This window comes from Mailhella sp. (assembly GCF_057866825.1).
On record NZ_DBMAHT010000014.1, the window covers coordinates 20,336 to 33,988 of the forward strand.

The following is a 13,653-nucleotide window of genomic DNA, read 5'->3' on the forward strand; positions in this document are numbered from 1 at the left end:
GCGTTATCCCTTGCAGCGGTAGCCGATGCCGCGCACGGTCTCGATGATGTCGGCGGCTTCGCCGAGACGGGCGCGCAGGCGTTTGATGTGGGTGTCCACGGTTCTGTCGTAGCCGTCGAACTGATAGTCCCACACGGAACTGAGAAGTTCCTCGCGGGAGCGCACGCAGCCGGGATTCTGCATGAGATCCTGCAGCAGGCAGAACTGAATGGCCGTGAGTTCCACGGGTTTGTCGTTCACGGTGACCTTGTGGGCCTGCGGATCCAGACACACGCCGTCGCAGCGCAGCAGCGGATCGTCGTTTTCCTGCGCGGAGCGCCGGCGCAGCATGGCCCGGATGCGCAGCATGAGTTCCCGCGTGTTGAAGGGCTTGACCACGTAGTCGTCGGCGCCGAGTTCAAAGCCCACGATGCGGTCCACGTCGTCGCCGCGGGCCGTGAGCATGATGATGGGGATGTGTTCCGTGCTTCTGTCCTTGCCGAGTTCGCGGCAGACGGCAAGGCCGTCCATGCGCGGCAGCATGACGTCCAGAAGAATGAGTGCGGGTCTGCGGGATCGCGCCAGTTCCAGCGCGGTGCAGCCGTCGGCCGCTTCCAGCGTGGCGTAGCCCTCGCGTTTGAGATTGAACACCAGCAGATCGCGTATGTCCTGTTCGTCGTCCACGACGAGAATGAGGCTTTCGCTCATGATTTCCCCAATATTCAGCAAATGAAGACTGTCGGCAGCCATTTTTGGGGAGAATGCCACATTTTTATAAAAAAGAGAAGGCTGTCACACAATTGACACATAACTGCCCTAAGACGGACACTCGAATTCTCTACTATGCTTTTCCATGAGGGAACAGCCAAACCTCAGAGAACAGAATGGGCCTCATGCTTCTTGTGGCAACGGAGCGTGCGGCAGCGCCGGCTCCACACCCGCAGGAGGCCGGATGGAATCGACCCGGGATTTTCCTTTCCGTCCCGGGTCGATTCTGTTTTAAGCGCTCCTTTGCATGACACACTGTCACGCAACTGCCATGATTCTGCCGCGCTGCGGTCACGGGTTTTCTGTAAGGTTGCTCCATAAGGCCGCCGCGCAAGGCCTCTCCGAAAGTCGGGGAGGCGTCAGGTCGCCTCATGGCCGTCAAAAAAAGGATTCCCTCATGATAAGGATTGGCATCAACGGTTTTGGGCGCATCGGCAGATATCTGCTTCGTGTCATGCACCTGTTCCCTCAGTGCGAAGTGGCCGTCATCAACGGTCACCGCGCGAGCAACGAGGAAATGGCGTACCTGCTCAAGTATGATTCCGTTCACGGCCGCTTCCCCGGCAAGGTGGAATCCACGGAAAACGGTCTGCGCCTCGACGGCCGCGAAATCGCCATCACCCGCTGCGACAAGGGCGAGTGGAAGTGGGGCGACTACGGCGTCGATATCGTGGTGGACACCTCGGGCACCCTCAGAAAGCGCGATCTTCTGGCCCTGCACATGAACTGCGGCGCGAAGAAGGTCATCATTTCCGCGCCCTGCAACGACGCCGACGCCACCATCGTCATGGGCGTGAATCAGGACATCTACGATCCGGCCAGGCACGACGTCATTTCCGCCGCGTCCTGCACCACCAACTGTCTGGCTCCGGCCGTCAAGGTGCTGCACAACGAATTCGGCATCCTGCACGGTCTCATGACCACCATCCATTCCTACACCATGAGTCAGCGCCTGCTCGACGGCACGCAGAAGGATCTGCGTCGCGGCCGCGCTGCGGGACTTTCCATCATTCCCACCACCACGGGCGCCGCGGCTGCCGTGGGACTGGTCATTCCCGAACTCAAGGGCCTGCTCAACGGCGGCGCGCTGCGCGTGCCCACGCCCGATGTCTCGCTGGTGGACTTCACCTGCGAACTCAAGACGGAAGTCACCGCGCAGGAAGTCAACGCCGCCCTCAAGTACGCTTCCGAAACCTGGCTCTACGAGGCGCTCGGCTACTGCGACGAACCGCTGGTCTCCATCGACTACGTGGGCGACACCCACGGCGGCACCATCGACGCCTCCTTCACCACGGTCATGAACAAGACCATGCTCAAAATCGTGGTCTGGTACGACAACGAATCCGGCTTCACCCATCAGCTCGGACGTCTGATCCGCCTTGTGGCTTCCCATCTGGAAGCGTAGCGGCAACCATCCCGAACGTCAGCGGGGCGCTTCCCCGAAAACACGACAAGAGGCCTTTATGAGCATGGATACCATGAACGAAACTGGTTCCCGTTTTATTATGACCGGCGCGGACATCGTCCGCATGGGCGAATCCGCCGAAATGCTGGTGGGCGGCAAAAACTACAACACCGCGCTCATCAGCCGCGTGGAAGGCATACGCACGCCGCAGTTCCGCGCCATTCCCGCCACGGCCTTCCATGTGGTGCTCGACGAGAGCCGCGTGAACGCCTCCCTGGTGTACGAGGTGGTGGACACGGCCATGGCCGAGGTGGACTGGACGTCGCCCGCCGTGGCTTCCGATCACACGTTCTTCAGCACCTTTGTGCGCAAGTCGGCTGCGGAAATCCGCGAACGCGGAGCGGGCAAGAGCGCCAGCACCTGCCTGCGCGACTTCATCAATCAGGTGGTTCACGGCTTTGCGGAATCGCAGGAGAACATCGACCAGCTCCGCCGCCGCTCCATGCTGGTGCAGGCCGCCATTCTTTCCATTACCCTGCCCGCCGAAGTGGACGAGGCCGTGCGCCGCGCCTACCGCGACATGTGCGACGAGGCCGGTGAGGGAGAATTCCCCGTGGCCGTGCGTTCGTCCGCCGCGGGCGAGGATTCCCGCAAAAAGGCCTTCGCCGGTCTGCAGGACACCTTCCTGAACATCACCGGCGAGGACGCCGTGGCCGAAGCCTATCTCTGGGACTGCGCCTCGGCCTACAATCTGCGTTCCATGACCTATCGCCGCGAGGCCATTCTCGACGCCGTGGCGCACGCCGAAAAGGAAGGCGATCCTTCCATTGCGGAAAACGCCCGCAAGGAATGGGCCATTGAAAACACCGCGCTGTCGGTGTGCATCATGCGCATGATCCGCCCCGTAGTGGCCGGCACCGCCTTCTCCGCCGACACCGCCACCGGCTGCCGCGGCACTTCCCGCAACGACCTCGTGAGCATCGACTCCAGCTACGGCCTCGGCGAATCCATCGTGGGCGGCATGGTCACGCCCGACAAGTTCTACGTGTTCCAGCGCGACGACGGCACCGACGTGGTGCTGCGCTTCATGGGCCGCAAGACCGTGCGTATGGTGTACAACGAAGGCGACGACGGCACGCACATCGAGCCCGTGCCCGCGGACGAAGTGAATCAGTGGGCGCTCGGCGAGAATCAGCCCATCGAGGTGGCGCACGGCGTGCGCGCCATCAGCAAGGCCTACGGCGGCATCATCATGGACACCGAGTTCTGCATTGATGACAAGCAGCGCCTCTGGTTCGTTCAGGCCCGCCCCGAAACCCGCTGGAACGCCGAACTCGACGAACATCCTCACACCATTTTCATGCGTCGCAAGGAAGTGCTGCCCGACGCCGCGGCCAAGGGCGAAGTGCTGCTTTCCGGCAACGGCGCGTCGCGCGGCGCAGGTCAGGGCACGGTGCGCTTCCTGCGCTCGGCTCTGGAACTGAACCGCATTCATCCCGGCGACATCCTTGCCGCCGAACGCACCGATCCCGACATGGTGCCCGGCATGCGCGTGGCTTCCGCCATCATCGCCAACGTGGGCGGCGACACCAGCCATGCGGCCATCACCTCCCGCGAGCTCGGCATTGCCGCGGTCATCGGCGTGCAGAATCCGCTCGCCATGCGCGCCATGGACGGCATGCCCGTCACCGTGGACGGCACGCGCGGCCTCGTCTATCGCGGTCTGCTGCCTCTGTGCGAGGTGGGCGGCGAACTGGACATTTCCAAACTGCCCAAGACCCGCACGCACGTGGGCATCGTGCTCGCCGACGTGAATCAGGCGCTGTTCCTCTCCCGCCTGCGCGACGTGCCCGACTTTGAAGTGGGTCTGCTGCGCGCGGAATTCATGCTGGGCAACATAGGCGCGCATCCCGCCGCCCTGGAAGCCTACGACAACGGCACCCTGGAAGGCTTTGTGGAACGGCGTCTCGCGGACCTGGAAGATCAGGTCAGCCGCCGCGTTTCCGAGCAGATTGCCGTGGGGCAGGTGCCCGCGCCCTTTGCCGAAGTGCAGCTCAAGCCTTACGTGGTGCAGCTCATGGACATGGCCTCGCTTTACGCCAACACCTCCAGCGTGCCCCGCGCCGAAGCCCTCATGGCCGAGTACATGCAGCGCGCGGAAATGAACCGCGAAACGCTCCAGACCTCCGACGATCTGCGCACGCACATCCGCCTGGTCATGGGCGCGGACGAACCCGGCTCGACCGTGACCGAGGAAGACGTGAAGGACGCCATGGCCGCGGCCTCCAAGAAGCCTCTCGTGCAGGAAGTGCTCATGCGCATAGGCACCATTCGCCGCAGCGTGGCCGCCCGCACCCGCCTCGGCAAGGAAATTGAGGAAGTGCGCAGCATTCCGGAAAAGATTGAACAGCTCATCGTGACCAACGGCCACGTGAGCGGCCGCGATCACTACATCCGCACGCTCGGCCGCAACCTTGCCCTGTTCGCCATGGCCTTCTACGGCAAGGACATCGTGTACCGCACCACGGACTTCAAGAGCAACGAATACCGCAACCTGCTCGGCGGATGCCTGTTCGAGCACAACGAAGACAACCCCATGCTCGGCTACCGCGGCGTTTCCCGCGACATCCACGACTGGGAAATCGAGGCCTTCAAGCGCGCCCGCACGCTCTACGGCGGCACGAACCTCATGCTCATGCTGCCCTTCGTGCGCACGCTGGAACAGGCCCGCTCCATGCGCTCCTATCTGGCCGATGTTCACGGTCTGCGCAGCGGCGAAGACGGACTCAAGATCCTGCTCATGTCCGAACTGCCTTCCAACGCCATTCTGGCGCGGCAGTTCATCAGCGAGTTCGACGGCTTCTCCATCGGTTCCAACGACATGACGCAGATGGTGCTCGCCACCGACCGCGACAACGCGGAACTCTCGCACATTTACGACGAAGAGGATCCGGCCGTCATCTGGGCCATTCTGACCACCATCTTCACCGGTCAGAAGTTCTGCAAGAAGGTGGGCTTCTGCGGTCAGGGCGTGGCCAACAGCGTCATTCTGCGCGGCATGGTGGCCATTGCGGGCATTGTGTCCGCCTCCGTGGTGCCCGACACCTACATGTGCACCAAGGCCGACTTCGCCGCCGTGGAAGCGGAAAACATTCCCACGTCCGGCCTCGGCGCGTGGCTGGGCAGGCAGCATACCGCCAAGCTGCGCGCGCTGCTGGAAAAGCACGGCTACACGGAAGCCGCAAAACTCACGGAACCTGCGGCCATCCGCGCCTGGTACGACGAAGAGGTGGGCCGCCTCCACAAGGAACTTTCCGCCTGCTTCAGCACGCCGTTTGAGCACGACGCCCGTCACAAGCTGGCCGAGTTCCGCCGCACTTTCCACAAGCCCGTGACCTACGCCTCCTGGGACTGGGACGCCACCGTGTTCGACGCCCTCCAGCAGGCCGGCTTCTCCAGCTGGGAAGAGCAGGCCGAGGCCATGAGAGTTCAGCGCGAAAAGTTTGCCGCTGAATAAGGAATCCTGTCCGGGCGGGGCGTTTTCGCTCCGCCCGAGCGCCCGGAGCAGGCGCTGCGCCGCAAGGCGCAAACGGCTCCGCACCACGGCGGGCATCGGCGTTTCTCCCGCCTTCTCAGACGGCCGACCTCTGCTCCCGGGGGTCGGCTTTCTGTTGCCGCACCGGAGAAGAGCAGGGGCGGAAAAACGCTCTGAGAGGGAATCTCGGCGTGAAAAATGAAAGAGACGGGCAGAGCGTTGCGCTCCCGCAAAATTCGCCCGGAGAATGAAAGGAAGGGCCGTCGGATGTATCCGGCGGCCCTTCCTTGATGCGGATTCGGGGATCGTTACTTCGCGCTGTTCACGGCGTCGAAGTCCTTGAGCATGTCGTCGTCGGGCTTGGCGGTGAGCAGGCTTACCACAACGATGACGGCGCAGGCCACGAGGAAGGCGGGCAGCAGTTCATAGATGCCCCACACGCCGCCGAGAGGCTTGACGAGGTACTTCCACACGAAGACCATGACGCCGCCGGCGGCCATGCCGGAGAGCGCGCCCCAGCGGTTGCAGCGCCGCCAGAACAGGGCGAAGAGCATGACCGGGCCGAAGGACGCGCCGAAACCCGCCCAGGCGAAGGACACGATCTGGAAGATGGAGCTTTCCGGATCACAGGCGATGGCGGTGCCGATGATGGAAATGAGGAGCACGGTGCCGCGGGCCGAAAGCATGGTGGAGCGGTCGGTCATCTGAATGTGGAACACGCCCTTGAAGAGGTTTTCCGACACGCTGGAGGCCGCGGCGAGGAGCTGGCCGGAAGCCGTGGACATGGTGCTGGCCAGAATGCCGGCGAGCACGAGACCGGCCATGAAGGCGGGAATGACGCCGAAGGAGCTCAGCAGGCCGCTGATCTTGATGATGATGGTTTCGGCGTCGGAGCCGGTCTGATAGGGGGCAAGGGCTCCGGCCTGAATCATGGCATAGCCGATGACGCCGATGAAGATGGCGCAGCCCATGGCGATGACCACCCAGGTGGAGCCGATGCGGCGGGAGATGGCGATTTCGTTTTCGTCGCGGATGGCCATGAAGCGCAGCAGGATGTGGGGCATGCCGAAGTAGCCGAGGCCCCAGGCCAAGGTGGAGAAGATGGTGAGGGTGCCGTATTCCGAAACTTCATGCGTCACCACGTTGGTGGCGTGGGAGAGGCTGATGTAGCCTTCGAGGCTGGCGGCGGCCTTCACGGCGTCCCAGCCCCCGGCCATGTGGATGCCGAAGGCCACGATGATGAAGAGCGCGAGCGTCATGATGATGGACTGCACGAGGTCGGTCATGGACGCGGCCAGGAATCCGCCGAGGATGGTGTAGCCTGCGATGACCACGGTGCCGATGAGCATGCCCGTGACGTAGTCGAGGCCGCAGAGCGTGGAGAAGAGCTTGCCGCAGGAAGCGAAGCCGGCGGCGGTGTAGGGAATGAAGAAAATGACGATGATGAGCGCCGAGATGCCGACGAGCAGACTGCTGGAGTCATGGAAGCGGCGGGCGAAGAAATCGGGAATGGTGATGGCGTGGATCTTTTCGCTGTACACGCGCAGGCGGCGAGCCACGATGAGCCAGTTCAGATAGGTGCCGATGGCCAGACCGATGGCGGTCCATCCGGGTTCGGCGATGCCGGTGAACAGGGCGAGGCCCGGCAGGCCCATGAGCAGCCAGGAGGACATGTCGGAGGCTTCCGCGCTCATGGCGGTGACGATGGGCCCCATTTTGCGGCCGCCCAGATAGTATTCATGGGCGTTGCTGTTGCGTTTGGCGCAGATGAGGCCGATGTAGAGCATGAGAAGCAGATAAATGGCAATGGCGATGTATATGAAGATCTGATAGTCGCTCACGGTAGATACTCGGGGAAAAGGAAGTGTCGGCATATTGCCGGAGAGCCCGGATGCAGACCGGGACAAGGGGCGGAAGAGAGGGCGCTGCTTCTGAAAGGGGCGGGCCGTCGGCGGAAGGGGCCCGGATGAGAAATCGGCGACGAAGCCTCAGCGGGGCTGCCGGACGGAGAAGCCGTGCAGAAGGAGAACGCTTTCAGACGCATGACGACGCCATGGCGGGATCAGACCGCCGCCGGCTGACTTGTGTGCGTGACAGGTTCTCATGAGACGCCTCGTTGAGGAGAGGTTGTGGAAATGCCGTTTTATGGGAGCATAGTCCGTTTTTTAAAAAAATAAAATCAAAAAAATTCCCCCGCGCCTCTTTGCGGAAGAGTGTGTCAGGCCCTGTTCACGGAGCGCTCTATGCTGGCAAAGGCGTTGTGTCCGTGAATGGATTCCTCGCTTTCCACTTCTACGCGGAACCAGGTGACGTGGGCGTGCTGTTCGAGTCTTGTGGCCACGTTGCGCACCACGTCTTCCACAAAGAGGGCGTTGTCGTAGGCCTGTTCGGTCACGAATTTTTCATCGGGTCTTTTCAGCAGCGTGTAGATGGGCGCGGAACCGGATTCCTCGGCGATGTCGATGAAGCCTTCCAGCCACTCGAAGCGGCTCATGCGGATGCCCATGCGCACCAGGGCGCGCTGTCCGTGGGCTCCGGCGCGGCTGATGGCCTTGGAGCAGGGGCACACGGTGGTCACGGGCACTTCGAGCTCCAGCAGAAAGCGGGGGCCTTCCTGCCCCTGTTCCAGTTCGCCGGTGAGACGGCAGCGATAGCGCACGGGCGCGGCCTGCCCGGAAACGGGCGCGCGGCGGGTGCGGAAATAGGGAAAGCTGAATCTTGCGTAGGCTCTGTGGGCGTTCAGGCGGGTGAGCACGTCGGAGAGCAGGCGCTTCATGGACGTGTAGTCCAGCTCTTCGGCGCTGGCCTCGCGCCAGTTTTCCAGGGCCTCCACAAAGCGGCTCATGTGCGTGCCCTTGTAGGCGGCCGGAAGATCGACTCCCATGTCGACGCTGGCCACGGTGTGCTGGCGGCCCTTGTCTCTGTCCTTCACCACCAGGGGAAGTTCCACGTGCTTGACGCCGACGCGGTCGATGTCGAGCGCCACGCTGGAGGGGCTGCTCTGTACGTCCTTGAGGGGCGCGCCGGATTCCGAAATTGTGCTCATGCGTGATCCTTATTTATGGGCATGGTCGTGGAAGACATGGTGTTCGGGCGCGGCTTCTATGGCGGTGAGGGCGCAGGAGCTCTGCAGCACTCCGCGCGAGGAGCGGAGCCTGTCGGCCAGTTCGTTTACGGCTGCGGCGGGCCCGCGCAGGGCCATGGTTTCCAGACAGTGATGTTCGTCGAGATGCACGTGCATGGTGGCGAGCACCAGGCCGTGCGCTTCATGTTGCAGGGAGGTGAGACGGCCGGGCAGGTCGTTGTCGTGATGATCGTACACCAGCGTGAGCACGCCGGCCACGGGCGCGTCGGGATCGGAAACGATTTCTTCCGACAGCTCGCGGCGTATGCAGTGACGCAGCGCCTCTGAACGGTTGGCAAAACCCTTGCGTTCGCTGTGACGGTCAAAGGCCGTGAGCAGGTCGCGCTCCAGCGAAACTCCAAAACGTACCACTTCGCTCATGTTTTCTCCCGGTTGAATGCTTTCTGAAGCGTACACCAGCGAGGCCTGAGCCTCAAGCGTTTATGAACGGCGCGTCGGCGCGCGTTCTTTGCCTACGCGGGCTCCGCTTCGGGCGGGCTTTGCAAAACCGGGTCAGGCTCTGCTTCTGGCCCGGGCTATTTCCCTGTCCATGAACTGGATGAGCAGCAGGGAGAGCACCGTGAGGCCCATGCCGCAGTAGAAGGGCAGCTGATAGCCGAAGGTCACCCAAAGCCAGCCGCCGAGGGGCGGAATGAGCACGGCGGCGATGTGGTTGATGGTCTGGGCAAGGCCCATGCTGGGGGCCACGTCGGAGGGATCGGCGATTTTCTGGAAGAAGGTGCGCACGGCGATGGCGAAGTTGAAGGTCAGGCTGTCGAGCACGTACATGATGCCCGCGAGGAGGGCGCTGTCGGTCCAGGCGTAGCCGAGAAAGATGAAGAAGGCGGAGGTGTATTCGATGGTGAGGAGGCGGCGTTCGCCGATGCGGTTGATGATGCGGCCGATGAGGGGATTGAAGAACCAGTTCACCGCGTAGTTCACCATGTAGAGTATGGCCACCGTGCGCACGGAGAAGCCGAACTTTTCCACGAGCAGGAACAGGGAGAACACGGTGAAGATCTGCCTGCGGCCGCCCATGAGCAGGGTGAGCGCGTAGAAGAGCCAGTAGCGCGAGCAGAAGACCATGCCTTTTTTCTGGGGGGCGACTCTGGGGCTGGACGGATCGAAGAACAGGCACGCCGCGCCGAGGGCCACGACGACCGCGCCCATGAGCGCGAACATGGCTTCGTAGGAAAGATGCCCGGAGCCGAAGAAGACGAGCAGCGAAACGGCGAGACTGCCGCCCGCGGCAAGACCGCGCATGCGTCCCATGATGAGGGGGGTGCTGGCGAGGTCGTAGTACTGGATCATGAGCGACTGATTGATGGTCTCGAAGAAGTGATAGCCCGCCGACATGACGAACACCGCGCCCGCGATGCCCCAGAAGGAGGAGAACATGCCGATGACGGCCGTGCCCACACCGCAGACGACGACGGAGAGCACGCAGAGCCTGTGTTCGCGCATGATGAGCATGAGCGGCACCACGAGAAAGCAGAGGAATCCCGGCACTTCGCGCAGGGCCACGACGAAGCCGTTGTCTGCGGCGGAAAAGCCGCCGACTTCCACGGCGTAGTTGGTGTAGAGAAGGGATGAGCCCTGAAGGCCTATCGTGCTGCCCAGGGTGAGCAGAAAGAGGAAGAAATACATGCGCGTATTGCCTGACACGCTGGAAACGATGGCTTTCATGGGACTCCTTGGATGCTTGGCGCAGCAGCGCAGGCCGCAGAGAGGCGGCGGATGTTTTGGAGCGCGCCTTTGCGGAAAGGGGCGGCAGGGGTGCAGCCCGGCGCATAGGCGGCGTGAAGCAACGGAAAATGATGGATTTTTTTATTTTGGAAGGCGAAAGCGCAAAAGAGAAAGCCGCGGACGGGCCGCGGCTTTCTCTTTTGCGCTCGGGGGCGGAAGATCCGCCCCCGTTCAACGTTTAGGCAAGGGCCTGCAGCAGAAGCAGGGCAACGATGTTGATGATCTTGATCATGGGGTTGACGGCGGGGCCGGCGGTGTCCTTGTAGGGGTCGCCGACGGTGTCGCCGGTCACGGCGGCCTTGTGGGCTTCGGAGCCCTTGCCGCCGAAGTTGCCTTCTTCGATGTACTTCTTGGCGTTGTCCCACGCGCCGCCGCCGGAGGTCATGGAGATGGCCACGAACAGACCGGTGACGATGGTGCCCATGAGCATGGCGCCGAGGGAGGCGAAGGCGGCAGCCTGTCCGCCGCAGGCCTTGATGACGTAGTATACGACCACGGGAGCGAGCACGGGCAGCAGGGAAGGAACGATCATTTCCTTGATGGCGGAGCGGGTGAGCATGTCCACGCAGGCGCTGTAGTCGGGCTTGCCGGTGCCTTCCATGATGCCGGGAATGTTGTGGAACTGACGGCGCACTTCAACCACGACGGCGGCGCCGGCGCGGCCCACGGCCTTCATGCCCATGGAGCCGAACAGGTAGGGGAGCAGGCCGCCGATGAACAGGCCGACCAGCACGTAGGGATCCTGCAGGGCGAAGGTCACGTCGAGGTTGGGGAAGTAGCGGCTCAGGTCTTCGGTGTAGGAAGCGAAGAGCACGAGGGCGGCCAGAGCGGCGGAACCGATGGCGTAGCCCTTGGTGACGGCCTTGGTGGTGTTGCCCACGGCGTCGAGGGCGTCGGTGGTTTCGCGGATGTCTTCAGGCAGACCGGACATTTCGGCGATGCCGCCGGCGTTGTCGGTCACGGGGCCGTAGGCGTCGAGGGCGACGATCATGCCGGCGAGGGCGAGCATGGTGGTGGCGGCAAGGGAGATGCCGAACAGACCGGCCTGGGTGTAGGCGAAGAGGATGCCCGCGCAGATGATGACGACGGGCGCGGCGCAGGCTTCCATGGAGACGGCGAGGCCCTGGATCACGTTGGTGCCGTGACCGGTGGTGGACGCCTTGGAAATGCTGCGCACGGGGCGATAGGAGGTGGAGGTGTAGTACTCGGTGACGAGCACGATGAGGCCGGTGACGACGAGGCCGGTGAGGCTGCACAGCAGCAGGCTGAAGCCGTTGAAGCTGATGCCCTGAATGGTCATGTCGCCTTCGTGCCAGAACACGAACATGGTGACGAGGGCGATGAGCACGGCGGAGATGACGGCCGTGGCGATGAGGCCCTTGTACAGAGCGCGCATGATCTTGCGGTCGTCGCCGAGCTTGACGAAGAAGGTGCCGAGCACGGAAGCGATGATGCACACGCCGCTGATGAGCAGGGGGAACATCATCATCTTGGTCTGGAGCGCGCCGTCGAAGAAGATGGAGGCGAGCAGCATGGTGGCCACCACGGTGACGGCGTAGGTTTCAAAGAGGTCGGCGGCCATGCCGGCGCAGTCGCCGACGTTGTCGCCCACGTTGTCGGCGATGACGGCGGGGTTGCGGGGGTCGTCTTCAGGAATGCCGGCTTCCACCTTGCCCACGAGGTCGGCGCCGACGTCGGCGCCCTTGGTGAAGATGCCGCCGCCGAGACGGGCGAAGATGGAGATGAGGGAAGCGCCGAAGGACAGGGCCACGAGGGCCTGCATGATGTTTTCGGTGGGCACGCCGAAGATGGCGAGCACGGCGTAGTACACGGACACGCCGAGCAGGCCGAGGCCGACCACGAGCATGCCGGTGATGGCGCCGGACTGGAAGGAAATGTTCAGCGCGGGAACCATGCCCTGTTCCGCAGCGGCGGCGGTGCGCACGTTGGCGCGAACGGACACGTTCATGCCGATGAAGCCGGCGAGGCCGGAGAGCACGGCGCCGAGCACGAAGCCGAGCGCGGTGAGGAAGGACATGGTCAGAAGCAGCAGCACGGCGACAACCACGCCCACGATGGCGATGGTGCGGTACTGACGCTTGAGGTACGCCTGAGCGCCTTCCTGAATGGCGCCGGCAATACGCTGCATATCCTCATTGCCGGTGGAGGCGGCGAGGATGTTTTTGGCCGTCTTGAAGGCGTAGTACAGCGCAAAGGCCGCACACGCGAAGACGATTACCAGAGAAATGAAAGTCATACATACCCCCGACAGGTAGGCTGAAAGTGGAAAAACCGAAACATGGACGGGCAGGCGTTCCTGTCCGTTGCTCCCCTTATTAAAGGAACGTCAACGATATAAAAATTCCCTGCCGATGACAAGCCTTGCACCCTGCAATCTCTGGTGCCCGCACGGCTGAAAAGGCATGCGGCGCGACGCAAGTCGCCCTGTTTTTCAGACGAAAACGCGCCACTTGCGGCGGCCTGCGCATCAGGCTAGGATGCGGAAGACCTTTTTTCAGGAGCACGCCATGTCATTGAAGCAGCGCCTCGGCTTTACCAAAGAACCCCTCTACGTGATGGACGGAAACGCCTTTCTGTTCCGGGGATTTTTTGCCAATTCCAGCATGTCCCGTTCCGACGGCTTTCCCACGGGCGCGCTGCACATCGTGGGGCGCGTGCTGCTCAAGCTGCTGCGCGAGGAGCGGCCGAAGCATTTCGTGTTCATCATGGACGGGCACGGCAAGCATTTCAGGCACGACATCTTTCCGGCCTACAAGGCCAACCGTCCTCCGGCGCCGGAAGGGCTCGTCATGCAGATAGAGCCTTTGCAGAATCTGGTGCGGGCTCTCGGCATGAAGGTGCTGGTGTCCGACGGCTGCGAGGCCGACGACTGCATCGCGAGCCTGGCCGCAAAATACGGGTCGGAGCGGCCCGTGGTCATCATCGGCATGGACAAGGATCTGCGTCAGTGCCTGTCGCCGGAGGTGGTCATGTGGGACCCCGCCTCCCGCGAGGAAAAGCTGCTCACCCTCGATTCCTTCCGCGCGGAAACCGGTCTTGAACCTTCCCAGTGGCCGGACGTGCAGGCGCTCATCG

9 protein-coding genes are annotated in these 13,653 nt (G+C 62.8%); 3 read left to right on the forward strand and 6 right to left on the reverse strand.

Annotation, left to right across the window (positions count from 1 at the left end; all coding sequences use genetic code 11):
• Positions 1 to 3: 3 nt before the first annotated feature.
• A complete protein-coding gene (locus ACZM96_RS03035; protein ID WP_489487246.1) occupies positions 4 to 687 on the reverse strand; it encodes a response regulator transcription factor in 684 nt (227 codons plus the stop codon).
• Between the two features lie 457 nt (positions 688 to 1,144).
• Here ACZM96_RS03035 and gap point away from each other — a divergent pair, with 457 nt between their 5' ends.
• A complete protein-coding gene (gap, locus tag ACZM96_RS03040) occupies positions 1,145 to 2,152 on the forward strand; it encodes a type I glyceraldehyde-3-phosphate dehydrogenase (RefSeq protein ID WP_346665395.1) in 1,008 nt (335 codons plus the stop codon).
• A gap of 58 nt (positions 2,153 to 2,210) precedes the next feature.
• The gene (locus ACZM96_RS03045; protein ID WP_489487248.1) at positions 2,211 to 5,669 is read left to right on the forward strand and encodes a PEP/pyruvate-binding domain-containing protein; all 3,459 of its coding nucleotides are present in this window, start codon (positions 2,211 to 2,213) and stop codon (positions 5,667 to 5,669) included.
• 326 nt (positions 5,670 to 5,995) lie between these two features.
• Here the strand turns inward: ACZM96_RS03045 and ACZM96_RS03050 are convergent, their stop codons facing one another.
• The 5 genes from ACZM96_RS03050 to ACZM96_RS03070 form a co-directional block, all read right to left on the reverse strand.
• Positions 5,996 to 7,528, reverse strand: coding sequence for a sodium/proline symporter (locus ACZM96_RS03050; RefSeq protein ID WP_489487250.1), 1,533 nt, complete (start codon positions 7,526 to 7,528; stop codon positions 5,996 to 5,998).
• A 377-nt stretch (positions 7,529 to 7,905) separates the two neighbouring features.
• Complete coding sequence (gene folE2, locus ACZM96_RS03055) at positions 7,906 to 8,733, reverse strand: GTP cyclohydrolase FolE2 (RefSeq protein WP_489487251.1); 828 nt, start codon at positions 8,731 to 8,733, stop codon at positions 7,906 to 7,908.
• 9 nt (positions 8,734 to 8,742) lie between these two features.
• The gene (nikR, locus tag ACZM96_RS03060) at positions 8,743 to 9,192 is read right to left on the reverse strand and encodes a nickel-responsive transcriptional regulator NikR (protein WP_294484032.1); all 450 of its coding nucleotides are present in this window, start codon (positions 9,190 to 9,192) and stop codon (positions 8,743 to 8,745) included.
• Between the two features lie 132 nt (positions 9,193 to 9,324).
• A complete protein-coding gene (locus ACZM96_RS03065; RefSeq protein WP_489487252.1) occupies positions 9,325 to 10,497 on the reverse strand; it encodes an MFS transporter in 1,173 nt (390 codons plus the stop codon).
• Positions 10,498 to 10,735: 238 nt separating this feature from the next.
• On the reverse strand, positions 10,736 to 12,814 hold the full coding sequence (locus ACZM96_RS03070) for a sodium-translocating pyrophosphatase (RefSeq protein WP_489487254.1): 2,079 nt from the start codon (positions 12,812 to 12,814) through the stop codon (positions 10,736 to 10,738).
• A gap of 271 nt (positions 12,815 to 13,085) precedes the next feature.
• On the opposite strand from ACZM96_RS03070, the gene ACZM96_RS03075 reads away from it, so the two are divergent.
• On the forward strand, positions 13,086 to 13,653 hold a 568-nt coding region (locus tag ACZM96_RS03075; RefSeq protein ID WP_489487256.1), incomplete at its 3' end, for a 5'-3' exonuclease.